The sequence below is a fragment of the Caulobacter sp. SSI4214 genome, from assembly GCF_012184455.1.
GTDB lineage: Bacteria > Pseudomonadota > Alphaproteobacteria > Caulobacterales > Caulobacteraceae > Caulobacter > Caulobacter vibrioides_E.
In genome coordinates this window covers 1-16,730 of record NZ_SZWJ01000006.1, presented here as the reverse complement: position 1 = coordinate 16,730, position 16,730 = coordinate 1, and the positions used below count along the sequence as shown (strand labels likewise).

Below are 16,730 nucleotides of genomic sequence, written 5' to 3'. Positions count from 1 at the left end.
CGGCTCGCTCAGCATCGACGAAGCCGTCAGCAGAGATCGCTATTCGGCGATCTTTCTTGCCGCCCCGGGCACCAAAGTCTTGAAGCCAGTGTACGTCTGCGGCACCCAGGGAGCCATCGGCGGCTGGCCACTCCACTACCAGGTCTCGTCGAGACTTCATCAGCTCGACACAGCGGCCGATTTTTGGGGCCATATTCTCGTCAAACCTGACGAAAATCACGCGGCGCGGTTCTCAAACTGCTGAGCTTGGCGGACAGCTTCGGAGGAGACTTCAAACCAATCCGCGGCCTCTTCCATGCCCTCGTCCTCGGCGCTATCCGCAAGGGCTGACGTCGTGACCACTCGGCCATTCTCGATGATCACTGGCCTCCCAAACGCATGTCGCGGATCAACGCGAACAAGAGGCAGGTTCTTCGGGTCAGGCATGAAATAGCGTGCAGCGCCGTTGTCCCACACGACCTGGCCGCGCAGAGCCGGCGCCATCAGGGTCGGTTCGGCATACACCTGATTGACCACGTTCACATACGCGTCGCCTACCACCTCAAGGATGCGGAATTTGTCAGTGACAAACTGCTGATCCTTCGCCAGCGGGTGGCGCTCTCCGGTGACAGCTCGAAACTCGCGCATGATCTCGCGCAAGCGCTGTAGAGGCAACTCCTCAGCAAAATAGGCAATAGCACGGGCCTCGACGAACGCGTCGAAGGACATCAACAGTCGCCCGTTAAGCGGCTCGTAGTCTGGAACGATGACTGGGTTTGCGCCGTGTAGCCAGGAGCGCAGTGTGGAGATCGGCACGTTGATCAGGCGCGCGACCTCGACGGGCGAAAATCCGCCCGCGCTCGCGATGTCTGACCAGTTCAACGGTGCGTTCATAGGCTCCAAGCTCTAGCGAAGGCACTATGGCTCACGCTCGCACAACGCACAAATCACGTCTTCGCCCTTCAGCCTCTAGGAAGGAGAGGGGGATCACCCATTCTGGGATAAGGGGCTCAGCTCAGTATCCGGGAAGGAGAGGGCGGCTAGGTGACGCCTGATGAAGCCTGTCACGCTGCACTTGGAAACGCCTTAAGGTGTTGCGCTCGCCGCCAGCCTGGATAGGTTGTCGTCAGAGGGCGTATCGATGAATAGCGATGAGCTGCAGGCGAGGGCCGCAGAACTTGAAATTGCTGACAAGCGGCGCATCGTTGCTCTTGATCTTTTGAAGACGTGGACCTTCGCGCTGACCACGACCGCGTTCCTGGCTCCGCTTGTGAGGCATGAACATGCGACGCTTGTTGGTGACGCCATCATAGTTATTTGCCTGTCGATCCAAGGCCTTCTGGTCTGGTTCGCCAAATGGGTGAGATAGCGTGTCGTTAGGCTCAATATACGCATGGATGTACATCATCTTAGCCGTCGCCGGCGGATGGTTTGCTTATGCGCAGGTCAGATATTTGGCTGCGCAGCGGGCTTATGACCGGCTACTCGCTCACTCGGTCGTTGAAGTAGAGCAAGCTCGCAAGAGCGATGAGGAGGCCGCCAGCAAAAGGATCGAGGGAAGCGATGCTCAAACAAAAGCACCAGTTGAACCTGTTGCCGCGAAAAGGCCGCTGAGTAGGCGGGAATTCAAACCACAGTTCGAACACGAAGAGGATGAAGGAGAGCAGGGGTGGACGTCGTGGGTGCCATACGGCGGCAACCCAACCGGATCTGGCGGCGGAAGGACCTTTGGCGAGCAGCTTGGGCAAGGGCAGGACGTCGTCCTGACGTTTGGCGGTCCCGCTGTTGCTAGCGTTGAGGGATTGTCACGCCTGTCCACAAGGGAAATGGAGTGCCTTCGACTCGTCGATCGCCACATGAGCTCCAAGGAGATCGCCCGCGAGCTCGGCCTCTCCAAGCACACTGTCGACTGGCATCTCGACAAGGCCCGCCGGCGCCTCGGTGCTGTCGACCGGTACGAGGCAGCACGCCGGGTCTTCGACTCCGGCCTAGGCCATGCGTCAGCGCAAGAACCTTCCGCGGATACGGGCTGGGGCGTTAACAGGGTCGGGCCTCCTATTAGCCATGCGCAGGCAGCCTTCGTTCAAGCCGAGCGACCTGGTGATGCGCGAGATCCTCTTCATAGCCAGCATGGCGATGGACGTGACGTTCACTTCGAGGCGTTGTTCGGATCGAACAAGCTAGGCCTAGGCTTTCGATTGGCGTTCATCGCAGCTGTCATGGTCCTAACGGCTTTTGCCATGGGCGTGCTTCTCGCCGGGGTCCATGTACTATCGTCTGTCTTGCCCAAGCATGGGTGATCGCCTCGCTAAGTTGACAGGCCTAGCGAATAGGGCGAAAACTACTGAAAGTTCAAACAGCGCAGTTGCGCCACCAGCCCCGACCGATTGGCCGGGGCTTTTTCGTGCCCGCCGCCTGTCACCGATCCAAGAGCGCAACCCTACGGGGCGCCACGGGCGGAGAGGCAATCCAGTCTCCGTGAGGGCCGCCCAGCGGCTTCTGGGGTGCGAGGCCCTGGCCTCGCTCCACCATCTGCGGCAGCGGCCATAGGCCTGACCACGGGACGTGGGGTCAGGGGCCGCCCCGTCGAGTCCTCCCCGTGTCGGGCGTATGTCCGACGGCTTCGGCAGCGGTGGCAGGAGGGCGGGGATCAACGGCACGGTAGGGACGGTCCCATTCCGGCCGCTGTCGCAGACCCCCTTCGCGCTGCCCGCCAGCAGCTACAGCAGCACCCTTGATCAGAGGGCGGGGCCTGGCGCGAAGCCCACATCCAGGAGAACCCCCATGGCCGACACCTTCGCTAAGGTCACTTCGAACGACCCCGCCATCATCACCGCCGCCGTCTATGCCGTCCTCGGAGCCGTTGGCAGCGCCACCGCCTCCTATATCCAGGCCGATGGCGTGATCAGCGTGGAGATCAGCAGGACGGCCCAGGCCCCCGCCCAAGCCGCGCCGGTCGCCGAGGTCGCGCCCGAGGCCGCCCCGGAAGCCTATCCCCAGGCCTGAACCATGGCCGCCAAGATCATTGCCGGAGCCGTGATCGCGGCGTTCCTCATGGCCATGATCGCCGGGCTCATCGGCGCGGCTCAATCCAGCGATTCTACCTCTAAGGCCCTCGGGCCGTTCTAGCCAGACCGATCCGCCCATTTACAGAGGCCATCCGTGACCAACCTCAGTGCGGCCGATGTGGCGCGCCTGCTCCGCTACGAGCCCGAGACGGGTAAGCTGTACTGGCTCCCGCGCCCGACTGAGATGTTCAAGAGCGAGGGCGATGCCAAGCGCTGGCATTCGAACTTCTGCGGCAAGGAAGCGCTCACCGCCGTCAATAGCGAAGGCTATCGGACCGGAATGGTTTGGTGTCAGCATGTCAGCGCCCATCGCGTCGCCTGGGCAATCATCCATAGCGCTTGGCCGAACCACCAGGTGGACCACATCAACGGCGACAAGCTGGATAACCGACCTGGAAATCTCCGGGAGGTCACGATCGCGCTCAATCAGCGCAATGCGAAGATGCAGAGCAACAACACGACGGGCATCACCGGTGTCTACTGGTGGCCCGCTCGTCGAAAATGGCGTGCCGAGCTTAAGGCCGATGGGCGAAAGCGCCACCTTGGCCTTTTCGACACGAAGGAGGCCGCCGCTGCGGCCCGCGCTGCCGCCAACGAGAAGTTCGGCTTCACCGCCCGACATGGGCAATCCAACGCCGCGTAGCCGCCGAAGGCTGGCGCGGATACGGAGAAAGCGAGGTCACGACATGCGACCTCATCCACCGGCTGAGATGCTGGACCCTACGGGGCCGGCCTTTCTGCCTTCCCCCGAACTGGCCGAATGGGTCCGCGATACCTTCCTCGACGGTGGCTCGCCGCTGTTCAACGAGGAGCACGCACACCTCTCCGACGCTGAGATCGGCTTCCTCTGGACCAGCGTTCCGAACGCCCGAGGCGGCCTGGCCGTCATCGGCCAATGCGAGCTGATGCCGCCAGCCGTCATGGGCAAGTGGGCCAGGGCCCGCGCCATCCAACAGATCACCGATTGGTTCGGCGACATGCCAGACTTCATCATCACTCTGTCGGCGCCGTACTGCGCCCAGGCTTCGGACCTCGAGTTCATGGCCCTGGTCGAGCATGAGCTGTCCCACGCCGGCCAGGAGCGCGACGAGTTCGGCGGCCTGAAGTTCACGCGTGAAGGGCGGCCCAAGTTCGGCCTGCGCGCTCACGACGTCCAAGAATTCGTTGGTGTCGTCCGTCGCTATGGCGCTGTCGGCTGCAACGTCCAAGCCATGATCGACGCCGCCAAGGAAGGCCCGACGATCGGGCAAGCCAGCATCGCCGCCGCCTGTGGATCGTGCGCTGTTCGGCTGGCCGCGTAGCCTGAGGAGGGCCTGATGGCTGGTAAGGGAGAGCCCAAGCTTAATGACGCCGCCCGCGCGTTCGTAGTGACGGCCCTGGCGTGCTTCGACGCGCCGTCCGTGGTCGCAGAGGCTGTCAGGAAGGAATTCGGGTTCGTCATCACCCCTCAGAGCATCGAGGGCTATGATCCCACCAAGAGGGCAGGGGCTAAGCTCTCGGCGAAGTGGGTGGCGCTGTTCAACGAGGCTCGGAAGGCCTTCACGGAAGAGACCGCCACCATCGGGATCTCTCACAAGGCGACGCGCCTGCGGATGCTCCAGCGGATGGCCGAGCGATCCGAGAGGCAAGGCAACATCGCCCTGGCCGCGAACCTGCTCGAGCAGGCGGCCAAGGAGATGGGCAACGCCTACACCAACACGCGGATCCTTCAGGGCGCGGTGGCGGTGACGACGCCGAAGACCCTGGACGACTTCTATGGCGGAAATAGCGGGTCGTGATCCGCTAAGGGCGACGCTAAACCCGGCTCTGCGGAGCTTTTGGCGTATCCCGGCGCGCAACCGGGTCCTTCTTGGCGGGCGATCATCTTCCAAGTCGTGGGACGCCGCGGGCTTCGCGATCTTCCTGGCCTCAAACTACAAGGTGCGGTTCCTCTGCACCCGACAGTTTCAGAACAAGATCGAAGAGAGCGTCTACACGCTCCTCAAGGTGCAGATCGAACGCTTTGGCCTCCGCGCCGAATTCGACATCACCAACAACAAGATCACTCACAAGACCACGGGCTCGGAGTTCATCTTCTACGGCCTTTGGCGCCACATCGACGAGATCAAGTCTCTCGAAGGAATCGACATCTGCTGGATCGAGGAGGCGCACAACCTCACCGAGGCCCAATGGGAAATCCTGGAACCGACCGTCCGCAAGGAAGGCTCCCAGTTCTGGATCATCTTCAACCCGCGCCTCGCCAGCGACTTCGTCTACAAGAAGTTCGTCACCGGCACGCCCAACACTGTCATCGACGGCGCCGTGAAGGGCGTGGTCGGCGACACGATCAAGCGCCTGATCAACTACGTCGAGAACCCCTTCCTTTCGAACACCATCCGCAAGGTGATCGCGAAGAAGGAAGCCGAGGATCCCGAAGAGTTCCGCCACATCTACTTGGGTGAGCCGCGTGACGACGACGACCGAGCCGTCATCAAGCGCTCCTGGGTTCTGGCAGCAATCGGCGCGAAGAAGCACCTCATGGACGAGGGGCGGCTTTCGCTTATCCAGGCGCGCGGCAAGCGCCAGATTGGCTTTGACGTCGGTGATACTGGCGACCCGTGCGCGGTTGTTGAGCGCCATGGGATCGAAGCCGTCGATTTGGTCGAGTGGAAGGCGAGGGAAGACGAGCTGCTCAAGTCCGTAGCTCGCGTTCATGCCATGGCCCGCATGGCCGACGCTGAAGTGATGTACGACTCGATCGGGGTTGGCGCGTTCGCCGGCGGCCACTTCAACGACCTGAACGGCCTCACCGAGGCAGACGTTCAGCACCACAAGTTCAACGCCGGCGGCGGCGTGCTCGACCCCGACAAGATGGTCGACCCGTCCAACCCCGGAAGTCCGATCAACGGCGACTATTATTCGAACCTGAAGGCTCAGGTCTGGTGGGAGGTCGCCGGCATGTTCCGGGCCACCTTCAACGCCGTTCGCAACGGCATGGCCTTTGATCCCTCGCAGATCATTTCGCTTAGCCCAGAGCTACCGCACCTAGACGCCCTGATCGACGAGCTTTGCACGCCGCTGCGGGACTTCGATGCCAAGGGCAAGGTCAAGGTCGAGAGTAAGAAGGATCTCGCCAAGCGGGACGTCTCCTCTCCGAACAAGGCGGACGCCTTCATCATGGCGTTCGCCCGCCGCGAGGTCGGGGCCCAGGCCGCCATGCTTCTCAGCAAGCGCCACCGATAGGAGGTCGACATGTCGATGCTCGACTTCATGACCAACGCGGTGACGCGACGCCTGGCCACGATGTTCCCCGGGTTCTTCGATGGGGCCAAGCACAACCACTATGCCGACTTCGGCTACCCGACCGCCGTCACCTTCGATCTCCTCTACAGCGCCTATTGCCGCAACAGCCTGGCCAAGGCCGCCGTCAACAAGACCGTTCAGAAGACGTGGGAGACTAACCCGCTCCTTCAGGAATTCGCCCGCGACGGCAGCAAGACGGGCAAGGCGGAGACGCGGCGCGAGGCGCTGATCCGCCAGAAGTTCGATGACCTGCGCCTCTGGCAGCGCCTGGCCGAAGCCGACCGCCGCGCCCTGGTCGGCCGCTACGCCGGTGTGATCCTCCGCATCGCCGACAGCAAGCGCTTCGACGAGCCGGTCGACTCCGTTGCGGGCGGCCTCGACGCCCTTGTCGAGTTGATCCCCGCCTGGGAAGGCCAACTCACCGTCAATCAGTGGGACACCGATCCCAATTCCCTGACCTTCGGCCAGCCGTTGATGTACAGCTTCGCGGAATCCGCCGTGCCCGGCGCGGCCCAGCCCCGCAATCTTGTCGTCCATCCCGATCGCGTGGTCATCTGGTCCGAAGACGGCACGCTGAACGGCCGCTCCCCCTTGGAGGCTTGCTACAACGACCTGATGGACGCCGAGAAGGTGCGCGGCGGTGGCGCCGAGGGCTTCTGGAAGAACGCCAAGTCCGCGCCGATCCTGGAGGTCGACAAGGAGGCCAAGCTCCTTGAGATGGCCAAGCTCATGGGCGTGAAGCCCGAAGAGCTCATGGACAAGATGAACGACCAGGTCGAGGGCTGGCAGCAGGGCTTCGACAAGCTCCTGATGATTCAGGGGATGACCGCCAAGTCGCTGGCCGTGACGCTCCCGGCTGCGCCGGAACAGTTTTTCAGCCTCCCGGTCCAGGGCATCGCAGCCAACTTCTCCATGCCCATGAAGATCCTGGTCGGATCGCAATCAGGGGAGCGGGCCAGCACCGAAGACGCCGGCGAATGGGCCCGGACCAACATGTCCCGCCGGACCAATACGGCCATTCCCAACACGATGACGCTTGTCCGCCGCCTGGAGCGCTTCGGCATCATCCCGGAACGAGACTGGCATCTGGACTGGCAGGATCTTACGGCGGCCACGGCCGAACAGAAAATGGCCCGCGTCGTCCAGATGGCCACGGCCAACAAGACCCAGGCCGACGCCAGCAGCGAGCGCATCTTCACCGTCACCGACATGCGCGGCGCGGTGGACATGGAGCCGCTGAGCGACGCCGACGCCAAGATTGAGAAGCCTGTCGCCACCGACCCAGGCCAGGCCGACCCCACCAACACCGATCCGGCCAAGCCCAACGATCCGACGGCCAAGCCGCCGGCCATGGCGGCCTAGCCTAGGAGCAACCCATGAAGCACGTTCTTGTGCACGTCCGCTGCAACGCAGCGGGCGCGATCCGCCGCGAGAAGCTGAACGGCCGGGACGTGGTCATCGTCCCGAGCGCCACCATGCCTGACGACGTGGTGATGAACGGGATCAAGTACCCGGCGGACGAGATCGCCAAGAGCTTCAAGACCCTGGAGCGCACCCCCGCGCCGCTAGGCCATCCCAACGTCAACGGCCGGTTCATCTCCGCCACCGATCCGGAAGGCCTGAACCAAAGCTTCATCGGCGCCTACAACACCAACGTCCGGCGCGAAAACGGTCGCGTGTTCCTCGACAAGGTCATCGACGTGGCCCGCGCCCAAGAGAGCGCGGGCGGCCGGGCGGTGCTCGGCGCGATCGACAAGGGCGAGCCGGTCCACACCTCGACGGGGGTGTTCGCCAACCTCGAGGCGGCGCCGGCCGGCAATGCCTATCGGTTCGTCGCCCGCGACCTGAACTTCGATCACGACGCCATCCTGCTCCATGAGCCGGGCGCCGCCACTCCCGACCAAGGCGTCGGAATGATGGTCAACGCCCAAGGCCAGACCGAGGACGTCGAGGTCATCAATTCCGTGCTCGCCGAGGGCGAGCGCGACCTGGAACTGGCGGTGCTCGCCGTCGCCAGTGCTCTGGAGAAGCGTGAGCGCACGCCTCTTTCCGAGCGCTTCAAAGCCGCTGCCAAGGCCCTTCTGGGCGCCGAGCGGGAAACCCCTGTGACTGAAAAGGAAGACGAGATGACCGTCTCGAAAGAGCAGGTCGACGCGCTTTCCGCGGAGGTTAAGACCCTCTCGGACAGCGTCGGCAAGATCCCCGAAAACATCACCAAGGCGCTGGGCGACGTGCTGGCCAACGCCCTGAAGCCCCTGACCGACCAGCTCGCCGCGAACGCGGCCGAGCAAAAGGCCAAGGACGAGGCCGAGCGCAAGGAACTGACGGACAAGGTCCTGAAGGCCAACGTCCTCGACGAGGCCGCCGCGGCGCTGGTGCCTCTGCCGGCTCTGCGCACCCTGGCCGCCAACATCAAGTCGGGCGTCGCCGCCCCGCTCGGCGGCGGCTTCCAGGCCAACAGCGACGAAGCCGGCGCCTTCCAGCTGCCGAAGGGGGAATAACCCATGGGCCGCTACAACAAGATCTTCGCCGGTCCGCCCTGCGAGCTCGACGTTCAAGTCGAGGAGGCGCCGTGCAACGTCGCCCTGACGCCCGGCTCGATCATCCTGCTCGGCTCGGGCAAGTGGATCGCCCACAACACGGCCGGCGGCCGGGGCCGCATCCGCGTCCTCCAGGATAACTATCTGGCCTGTGAAGGTGTCGACGTCCAAGTCGCCGCCAACGACACCGGCATCGGCCTGATCCCTCATGGCGACCTGCTCTTCTATGTGCTGGTCGCCACCGGCAACAACCTGGCCAAGGGCGACCCCCTGGTTTCGAACGGCGCCGGCGTCCTCACCAAGGGCGCGACCTCGGGCCACCAGATCCTCTTCTGGGCCGAGGAGACCTACAACAACACCACCGGCTCCAGCCAACTCGTCCTGGCCCGTCCGGCCACGGGCACCGTGCCGTAAGGAGGGCCGGACATGCGCTATTTCGACTCCCAACTCGTCGCCAACTCGCGCCAGCACGCGCAATGGTGGCGTGAACTGAGCGCGCATCGCGCCTGGTTCCACCACACCGAAACCGCCATGGCCCAGGTTCTCCGCGCCAACGGCGTCGTCGCCAACAGCGCCGGCGTCCTTCCGCGCGACGCCTGGCTGGAAATGGACAACATCACCCGCCGCGTCATGCGCTCGGATGAAGGCCAGGCCTGGATGACCGACCTGATGCCGTTGGCCAAGGCCATCGACATCGGCAAGCTGGTCCACCTGACCCGCGTCGCCTCGGACACCGCCAACCCGGTCACGCGCTCGATGAGCGGCAAGGTGCCGACGGCGATGGACAAGACGGTCTACGTCTATCGCGGCACGCCGGTCCCGATCTTCGCCGACGGCTATGGCCGCGAATGGCGGGAATGGAACACCCTGCAGAGCGAGAACTTCGACGCTCTGTCGGACGACCAGGAGGCCACGACCGCCAAGCTGAAGCGAGACCAAGCCCGCTACGCCCTGGACGGCGACGCCAACATGTCGGTGAAGGGCTACAAGACCTACGGGATCCGCACCAACCCGCTGTCGAAGGCCATCAACGTCGGCGCCAGCGGCAACAACATCGACCTGACCTCGACCGCGACGACCTGCGACGCCATCGACAATTTCTTCACCCAGAAGGTCGGCAAGCTGCTCGATGACAACTTCATCAGCGGCGGCGTCAACCTCTACGTCTCGCCGGAAATCGGCCGCAGCTTCGACCGCTCCTATTCCGGCTCGTCCGGCTTCAAAAGTGGCACGCTGCTGGCCTACCTGCTGACGAACCGCCGGATCAACAAAATCACGGTCTCGTTCGAACTCTCGGGCAACGAGTTCTTCGGCTTCGTTCCGAACGCCGAGTACATCCGCCCGCTGATCGGCATGGCCATGAACACCACGGCCCAGGCCCGCCAGAACCCCACCGACGACTACAACTTCCTCGTCATGGGCGCGATGGGCCTGGAAATCCGCGCCGACTACAACGGCCGGACCGCCGTCCTCTACTCGGTCAACTTCTAACGCGGCGGCGGCCCTGCCCCGAAAGGGGCGGGGCCGTTCCTGCTGGAGATCCAACATGGACATCAAGATCACGGCCGGCGGCGTCTATGGCGCCGACGGCGAATACCCCATCGGCACGGTCATCAAAGGCCTCCCTGCCGCTCCGAAGGGCATCGACGAACGCTTTATGCCGATCGGCGATGACGGTGAGCCGGTTCTCATCGTCAATCCGGCCAGCGATGTTTCCCAAGCCGGCGCGCCCTATGTGGCCCGCGCCAAGGACGACTCGCCCGGCTGGTATCAAGTCTTCGACGCGGCCGGTAACGCGGTCGGCAAGGCCATGCGCCAGGCGGACGCCGATGCGTTCAATGCCATGAGCGACACCGACAAGGCCGCCTTCGTGCAGGCGGACTCGTAAGGCCATGGCCGGCTATGGTGATGACGCGGGCTTCGCCGCATGGCTGTCCGATAACGGCTTCAGCCTGCCGGCAGGCGCGCCGTCACCGGCGGCCTTGCGTCAGAGGGGAAGTGTGCATGTTGACGGGCACACTTTCCCCGGCGCCCCGACCGGCGGCGTGATGCAGGAGCGGGCATGGCCCCGCACCGGCGCGACCGCGAACTATCAGCCCGTCCCTAGCGACGTGATCCCGGTGGCGATTGTCCAGGCCTCCTATGCGGCGGCCTACTATGAGGCGTTGAACCCAGGCGCGCTCTCGACCTCCGCGTCGACCGACGCTCGGGTCAAGCGCAAGCGCGAGCGCATCGAGGGCGCGGTCGACGAGGAGACCGAATATTTCTCGACCGGCGACGCGGCGGCCGACGCCAAGGTGTCGATTCCGGCTGTCGAAGGCCTGCTGGCCGCCTTCGTCTATGTCGTGCCCGCCGTGGCCCTGGGCGTCATGTCGCTCGGATGAGCACGGTCTATGATCGCGGCCGGGCCCTGGCGATCCGCCAGCTTGCCCCCATCGCCCAGGGCGGGAAGGGCCAGGTCGTTACGCTGACCTACACCTTGCCCGGCGCCTTCGACGAGGCAACCCAGACCCAAGGTCAGGCCCAGACCGTCGTTCAGCAGTGCAGCGGCGTGGAAAAGGGCATCGACGTCCGCCGCATCGACGGCAAGTCGATCCTGGAAGGCGACAGCGAATTTGTCCTCTCGCCCGTGACCACGACCGGCGCGGACCTCACGCTTCCCAACGTCCTGCCGCCCCGCTCAACGCTGACCTTCGCCGATGGCCGGGTCGTTTCGGCGATCCGATGCCAGCCCAAGAAGCCGTCGGGCCTGCTGATCTCCGCCACCTTGCAGCTACGGGGGTGATGATGGGCTTTGCTGATACTGTCGCCGGCGCCGGGATGGCCTTCCTCGACACCGCGCGGGAAACCGCCAGAGCCCTCGTCGAACTGGTCGGCGAGGAGACGATCGAAGCCTCGCCGATCGGCCAGCCCGAGCTCTGGAAGCGCAAGCCGCCGGCGGACTACAAGCCCGGCGCGTTCAAGTCGAACTGGAGCCTGGGGATCGACGCGGTCGAGGGAGGCTTTGACCCGGATCGGACCGCTTCGTTCTTCGTCTCTGGCCTTGATCGTGTGCCGACCGATCCGCTGGGCCATCGCTACGTCTTCAGCAACGCCGCGCCGTATGCCTTCCGCATCGAATTCGAGAAATGGGCGCATGGTGCGCCGAATGGGGTTGTCGGCCCGGTGTCGCTCGAATTCAGCCGCTTGCTCGGCGTCGCTGTCGAGCGGGCCAAGTCTGGGGCCAGGGCCCCTCAAGAAGTATGAGCGGGACGCCCGAGGTCGCGATCATGACGGCGCTGCAAGCGCAGCTCCGCACGGTCGACGCCGACATGTACGACAACCGCACGGCGCGCGAGAACGTGGACTTCGCCGCGCCGGCGCCGACGATCGCCTATCAGGAACTGACCTATGCCTGGGCGACGCCGGGCAACGTCGAGAAGGGCGCTTCGACCTTCCTTCAGACCGGCTATCTCCAAATCCTTCTCAGGTACCCGGGCGGAGCCGGAGCCGGCGCGGCCCTGATCAGAGCCCGAGCCATCCGATCCGCCTTTAGGTGTCCGTCCAGCTTCACGGCCGATGGCATCACCACCAACATCAGCCAGACCCCGCAGATCCTGGCCGGCTATCCCGACGCCGATGGCCGCTACGTCGTGCCCGTCCGCGTCTTCTTCAACGCTCAGCTCCCGAACTGACCGGCCAATAGGCCGCCAGACCTGACGCCGCCGGACATGCGCCGGGCGTCGCCGCATGTCCCCCACCCCCGACATAGGAGGCCACGATGGCCAACGCCCAGGGCGTCAAGAAGCGCATCAAGCGCGCCATTCAGACCGTGCAAGGCACGCCGCAAACCAGCGGCAGCCAGCTCATCCGCCGTACCAACGCCGTCTTCAAGAAGGCGTCCGACACCTTCAAAAACGCCGAAATCGTCGACCACATGCAATCGACGGGCGACACCGAGGGTACCTACAGCACCAACGGCAAGGTCGACGGTCTGCTCTCGCCCGCGACCTATGTCCCGGAACTGGCCCAACTGCTTCGCAAAGATTTTGTCGCGACGACCGCGATCACCGGCATGTCGATCACGATCGCCGCGTCGGGCCAGACCTGGATCATCACCCGCGCGGCCGGTTCGTTCCTGACCGACGGGATCAAGGTCGGCGACGTGGTCCGCCTGACCGCCGGCAGCTTTAATGCCGCCAACCTGAACAAGAACGTCCTGGTTCTGGCCGTTACCGCGCTCGGGATCACCGTCATTCCGCTCAACGGCGTGGCGATGGTCGTCGAGGCGACCGCCGTCACTGGCGCGACGCTGACCATTCCCGGCAAGAAGTGCTGGGTCCCGACCTCGGGTCACACCGACACCTTCTACACCTGGGAGGTCTGGTATCCCGACGTTCCGGCCTCGCGCGTCTATCCGGACTGCAAGGTCAGTCAGGCCGCCATCCAAGTTCCCGCCACGGGCAACCCGACGGTATCGTTCGACATCGCCGGCCTGTCGCGCACCACCGGCACGACGGAAGTTCTGACCTCGCCGACCGCGGCCACGACGACTGCGGTTCTTGCCGACGCCCAGGCCAAGGTTATCGCCAACGGGATCGTCACGCCGGTCACCAGCCTGTCGATGACCATCAACGGCAATATCCAGCCGGGCGAGGCCGAAGTCGGTTCCCAGGCCCGCTCGGGCCACGTGGTCGGTGTGATCGACGTTTCGGGCACGATCACGGCGAAGTTCAGCAACACCGCTTTGCAGACGATCCGCGACAATCAGAGCAACGTGTCGCTGATCATCCCCATTCCGGTCGATGGCACGGCAGCCAGCGACTTCGTCTGCATCGTGGTCAACTCGATCCAGATCTTCACCGACGACGAAGACGACGGCGGCGCCAAGGAAATCATCCTGACCTATAACTGGGTCGCCGAGATCCCCGCCACCGGCGGCGCGGCCCTGCCGAACTGGCAGACCATCGTGTCCATCCAGGACAGCCAGGCTCCGTAGGCCTGAAGCAATCCGCCTCGGCGGACGCCTCTGGTCGCGGGCTGTTCAGCGACCAATCCCCCACCTCCCAACTCAACGGCCAGGTCGCGCCTGGCCGTCCTTTTCAAGGACACCGATCATGACCAAGGACACCGCCACCCAGCCGGCCAATCTGATGACGCTCGAGGATCTCGATTTCTCGACCGCCAGCGGCCGGATCTTCAAGTCGCCCTTCAACCACCCCACCAAGGGCCCTGCGTGCGGCGTGGTGCTGCACATCATCGGCGACGAGAGCGAGGCGGTTTCCGCTTTCGAGACCGAGCTCTCCGACGAGCAGCGCCGAGCGGCCGCGATCCGGGCTGTCGCGCAAGCCGAACAGGCGGCGCTCACGGGCAAACCCGCCGAGCCGGTCTTCCGTCCCACTCAGGATGATGTGGCCGACATCCATCGTCGCGCGGCGGCGCGCCTGGTCGGCTGGGAGGGCATCGCCGAACCCTATTCCAAGGAGGCGGCGCTCCGCCTGGTCAGTCGCAACGAGACCCTGCGTAAGCAGGTCATGATCGACGCTGGCAAGGTCGCCAATTTTTTGTAGGTGAAGTCGCCGGGCTGCTCGCGTTCGCGCGCGAGCGGTTCGCTCTCTTCAAGCCCGAGGCGGATGGCGCGCCGCACATCAACCACCTCATGGCCCTGGCGAGGGGTGGCGACATGGAGGCTAGGGCACGGCTTCTCAATCCGCCGACGCTCTCACCGCATGTCGCCCATCTCTGGAAGTGGTTCGCCGACCCGGTCCAGGGGATCGCCTGCACCAGGCCTAACAACGGCATGGCGATCAGTCGCATTCCTCGGTCGGAAATAGCCCAGTGGGAACGCGATGAGGGGATCACCCTTCAGACCTGGGAACGGCGGGCGCTGCTGCAACTCGACGCGGCCTATGTCGCGGCGATGTCAGCCCAGCGGGACAGTAAGTCCGCCCGAAGCGATGCAGCGCCCGTAGAGGAAGAGGTCTAGCCCTTGCCCGCGAGGGACTTGGCCAGCATGGCGGGGCCGACGAAGAGTCGGCTCCGCAGTTCCTCCCACGAGCCGAAATCCTGGCCGCACTCGGCGCACCAGATGTTCTCGCCTTCGGGGCCGACCATTTCCGGGTGAAACCATTCGGGGTGCTTGCAGGTCGGGCAGGCCGCCACAAGCCCGTCGGCCCATTCCTCGGCGGTCACATCGGCTGCGACCCGGATTTCTTCGGCGCGGAAAGTCATAGCCGCGACGCTACCACGGCGCTGCAACGACGCCGAGAGAAAACCCAGAATTTTCCGCCACTTCGCGTCCGCTCTTGACGCGCCGCCAAACCAACGGAGGTCCGCATGGAAACGCTCGCGACCCTCACCATGGACATCGATGTCCGTTCGGCGGACCCGGCGGAGTCCAAGCTCCGCGCGCTGACCCAGGCGGCCAAGGGGGCGGAGGACCAGTTTATCCGTGCCTCCTCCGCCGCGCGCGCCCAAGCCACGAGCCATGACCTGTCCGCCTCGGCGGCGAGCCAGGCGGCCAAGAGCCTCGATGGGCTGGTCGGCGGCTACGTCCAGGCCCGGGACGCTCTTGGCCGCTTCACCGGCGCCGACGGCAGCTTCCGCATGTCGCAGGAAGCGACCGCCAAGGTGCTGTTGCAGAACGCCAAGGCGGTCCAGGCCCTGGCCAAGGAACAGGAGCAGGCGGCCAAGGCTGTGACGAAAGCCGAAACCGACCTGCAACGCCGTGTCGATGCCCTGACGGCCAGCTACTCGCCGTTGACCGCGGCTATGGAGAAGACGAACAAGCAACTCGCCGAGGCGAAGTCGCTCTACGACGCCGGAGCGATTTCGACCGACAAATACGCCCAGGCGACGCAGATCCTGACGGCGCGCCTGGCGACCCAGACCAAACAGCACCAGGAAGCCTCCGCCGGCGCCAAGCTGCTCGGCTATGAAATGCTGAACCTTGGCCGGCAGACGTCCGACGTCTTCGTTCAGCTCGCCACCCACCAGAACCCTTTCTTGATCCTGGTGGAGCAGGGCCCACAGATCGCCGACGTCTTCCAGCAGGCCGCCTTGCGGGGCGTAACGCTGAAATCGGCGCTCGCCGGTATCGCCGGCGAAGTCGGCCCGATTATCGGGATCGTGGCGCCCCTGGCGGCGGTTGCCGGCGTGCTGGCGCTCGGTACGACGCGCGCCCTGGAAAATCAGGCCGCCGTGCGCGCGTTTACGGGCGAGTTGGCCCTGAACGTCGACGGGCTCAACTACAACGCCCAGGCCCTGGCGGCGACGTCGAAGGAACTCAGCCGCTATGGACTGTCGGCTAAGGACGCCTCGGCTGGCCTGTCGACCTTCGTCAACGCCGGTGTCGATGCCGATAAGCTGAAGGCCTATTCGATCGCGGCCAAGTCGCTGTCGGAGGTCTCGACCCAGTTCAAGGACGTGAAGTCCGCGCAAGACGCCGTCGCCGAGGCCTTCACCAACGGGTTCTCGGCGGTCCAGAAGCTCGACGAGAAGCTGAACTTCCTCACCGTCGCTCAGTACGAGCACATCAAGGCGATGTTCGACGCCGGCAAGGCGTCCGAAGCTCAGGCCGAAGCCTTCGCCGACTTCGCCGCCAGAGTTGATGATGCCGCCGATAAGGCGCGCGGACCATGGCAATCGTCCGTTCGCGACCTGTCCGGCGCATGGAGCGACTTCCTCGACACGCTCGCCAACTCGGACATGATCCAGTCCACCGTCAAGGAACTGAGCGAGCTCATGCACTTCGTGCAGGGCACGATCAAAGCTGTCGACGACTTCAATAAGCAGAAGCGCGATAGCGAAGGCGGCTACTTGAACAGCGTAGCTGCGGGGCGTCCAAAGGACGCTTCGGGATTCACCGTCGGTGGCCTGGGCG

The 16,730-nt window shown here is 64.5% G+C and carries 22 protein-coding genes; 19 read left to right on the top strand and 3 right to left on the bottom strand.

What is annotated here, in order from left to right:
• Positions 1 to 216 precede the first annotated feature (216 nt).
• Together FCU40_RS02975 and FCU40_RS02970 are read right to left on the bottom strand one after the other, a co-directional pair.
• Entirely contained in the window at positions 217 to 873 is a 657-nt protein-coding gene (locus FCU40_RS02975) for a hypothetical protein (RefSeq protein ID WP_168072821.1), read from the bottom strand.
• Between the two features lie 232 nt (positions 874 to 1,105).
• Positions 1,106 to 1,387 (bottom strand): hypothetical protein, encoded by a 282-nt coding sequence (locus FCU40_RS02970; RefSeq protein ID WP_168072819.1) that lies wholly within the window; start codon positions 1,385 to 1,387, stop codon positions 1,106 to 1,108.
• On the opposite strand from FCU40_RS02970, the gene FCU40_RS02965 reads away from it, so the two are divergent.
• From FCU40_RS02965 to FCU40_RS02880, 18 genes are all read left to right on the top strand, one after another.
• On the top strand, positions 1,377 to 2,279 hold the full coding sequence (locus FCU40_RS02965; RefSeq protein ID WP_168072817.1) for a helix-turn-helix transcriptional regulator: 903 nt from the start codon (positions 1,377 to 1,379) through the stop codon (positions 2,277 to 2,279). The two genes, FCU40_RS02970 and FCU40_RS02965, sit on opposite strands and share 11 nt — an antisense overlap.
• 484 nt (positions 2,280 to 2,763) lie before the next feature.
• Positions 2,764 to 2,985 (top strand): hypothetical protein, encoded by a 222-nt coding sequence (locus FCU40_RS02960; RefSeq protein ID WP_168072816.1) that lies wholly within the window; start codon positions 2,764 to 2,766, stop codon positions 2,983 to 2,985.
• A gap of 156 nt (positions 2,986 to 3,141) precedes the next feature.
• Entirely contained in the window at positions 3,142 to 3,690 is a 549-nt protein-coding gene (locus tag FCU40_RS02955; RefSeq protein WP_168072814.1) for an HNH endonuclease signature motif containing protein, read from the top strand.
• 43 nt (positions 3,691 to 3,733) lie between these two features.
• The gene (locus FCU40_RS02950; protein WP_168072812.1) at positions 3,734 to 4,348 is read left to right on the top strand and encodes a putative metallopeptidase; all 615 of its coding nucleotides are present in this window, start codon (positions 3,734 to 3,736) and stop codon (positions 4,346 to 4,348) included.
• A 15-nt stretch (positions 4,349 to 4,363) separates the two neighbouring features.
• The gene (locus FCU40_RS02945; protein ID WP_168072810.1) at positions 4,364 to 4,825 is read left to right on the top strand and encodes a DUF2280 domain-containing protein; all 462 of its coding nucleotides are present in this window, start codon (positions 4,364 to 4,366) and stop codon (positions 4,823 to 4,825) included.
• Positions 4,803 to 6,269 carry a PBSX family phage terminase large subunit gene (locus FCU40_RS02940; RefSeq protein WP_168072809.1) on the top strand — a complete coding sequence of 489 codons (1,467 nt, stop codon included), beginning with the start codon at positions 4,803 to 4,805 and terminating at the stop codon, positions 6,267 to 6,269. The genes FCU40_RS02945 and FCU40_RS02940 overlap by 23 nt, the downstream gene beginning before the upstream one ends.
• A gap of 9 nt (positions 6,270 to 6,278) precedes the next feature.
• Positions 6,279 to 7,691 carry a phage portal protein gene (locus tag FCU40_RS02935; RefSeq protein WP_168072807.1) on the top strand — a complete coding sequence of 471 codons (1,413 nt, stop codon included), beginning with the start codon at positions 6,279 to 6,281 and terminating at the stop codon, positions 7,689 to 7,691.
• Positions 7,692 to 7,705: 14 nt separating this feature from the next.
• Positions 7,706 to 8,830, top strand: a complete 1,125-nt coding sequence (locus FCU40_RS02930; protein ID WP_168072805.1) for a hypothetical protein — start codon at positions 7,706 to 7,708, stop codon at positions 8,828 to 8,830.
• Positions 8,831 to 8,833: 3 nt separating this feature from the next.
• On the top strand, positions 8,834 to 9,283 hold the full coding sequence (locus FCU40_RS02925) for a hypothetical protein (protein ID WP_168072803.1): 450 nt from the start codon (positions 8,834 to 8,836) through the stop codon (positions 9,281 to 9,283).
• A 12-nt stretch (positions 9,284 to 9,295) separates the two neighbouring features.
• Complete coding sequence (locus tag FCU40_RS02920) at positions 9,296 to 10,360, top strand: major capsid protein (protein WP_168072801.1); 1,065 nt, start codon at positions 9,296 to 9,298, stop codon at positions 10,358 to 10,360.
• 55 nt (positions 10,361 to 10,415) lie between these two features.
• The gene (locus tag FCU40_RS02915; RefSeq protein WP_168072799.1) at positions 10,416 to 10,757 is read left to right on the top strand and encodes a hypothetical protein; all 342 of its coding nucleotides are present in this window, start codon (positions 10,416 to 10,418) and stop codon (positions 10,755 to 10,757) included.
• 4 nt (positions 10,758 to 10,761) lie between these two features.
• Complete coding sequence (locus tag FCU40_RS02910; protein ID WP_168072797.1) at positions 10,762 to 11,253, top strand: DnaT-like ssDNA-binding protein; 492 nt, start codon at positions 10,762 to 10,764, stop codon at positions 11,251 to 11,253.
• Positions 11,250 to 11,654 (top strand): hypothetical protein, encoded by a 405-nt coding sequence (locus FCU40_RS02905; protein ID WP_168072796.1) that lies wholly within the window; start codon positions 11,250 to 11,252, stop codon positions 11,652 to 11,654. Before FCU40_RS02910 ends, FCU40_RS02905 begins: the two co-directional genes overlap by 4 nt.
• A gap of 35 nt (positions 11,655 to 11,689) precedes the next feature.
• Entirely contained in the window at positions 11,690 to 12,115 is a 426-nt protein-coding gene (locus FCU40_RS02900; protein WP_168072794.1) for a hypothetical protein, read from the top strand.
• A complete protein-coding gene (locus FCU40_RS02895) occupies positions 12,112 to 12,543 on the top strand; it encodes a phage tail terminator-like protein (protein WP_168072792.1) in 432 nt (143 codons plus the stop codon). The genes FCU40_RS02900 and FCU40_RS02895 overlap by 4 nt, the downstream gene beginning before the upstream one ends.
• An 86-nt stretch (positions 12,544 to 12,629) precedes the next feature.
• A complete protein-coding gene (locus tag FCU40_RS02890; RefSeq protein ID WP_168072790.1) occupies positions 12,630 to 13,847 on the top strand; it encodes a phage tail tube protein in 1,218 nt (405 codons plus the stop codon).
• A 118-nt stretch (positions 13,848 to 13,965) separates the two neighbouring features.
• Complete coding sequence (locus FCU40_RS02885; protein WP_168072788.1) at positions 13,966 to 14,418, top strand: hypothetical protein; 453 nt, start codon at positions 13,966 to 13,968, stop codon at positions 14,416 to 14,418.
• A gap of 113 nt (positions 14,419 to 14,531) precedes the next feature.
• Positions 14,532 to 14,834, top strand: coding sequence for a hypothetical protein (locus FCU40_RS02880; protein WP_168072786.1), 303 nt, complete (start codon positions 14,532 to 14,534; stop codon positions 14,832 to 14,834).
• On the opposite strand, the gene FCU40_RS02875 is transcribed toward FCU40_RS02880, so the two are convergent.
• Positions 14,831 to 15,079 carry a hypothetical protein gene (locus FCU40_RS02875; protein ID WP_168072785.1) on the bottom strand — a complete coding sequence of 83 codons (249 nt, stop codon included), beginning with the start codon at positions 15,077 to 15,079 and terminating at the stop codon, positions 14,831 to 14,833. The two genes, FCU40_RS02880 and FCU40_RS02875, sit on opposite strands and share 4 nt — an antisense overlap.
• 105 nt (positions 15,080 to 15,184) lie before the next feature.
• Between FCU40_RS02875 and FCU40_RS02870 the strand changes: the two genes are divergently transcribed.
• Positions 15,185 to 16,730, top strand: a 1,546-nt coding sequence (locus FCU40_RS02870; RefSeq protein ID WP_168072783.1) for a phage tail length tape measure family protein, incomplete at its 3' end; no start/stop codon positions are given.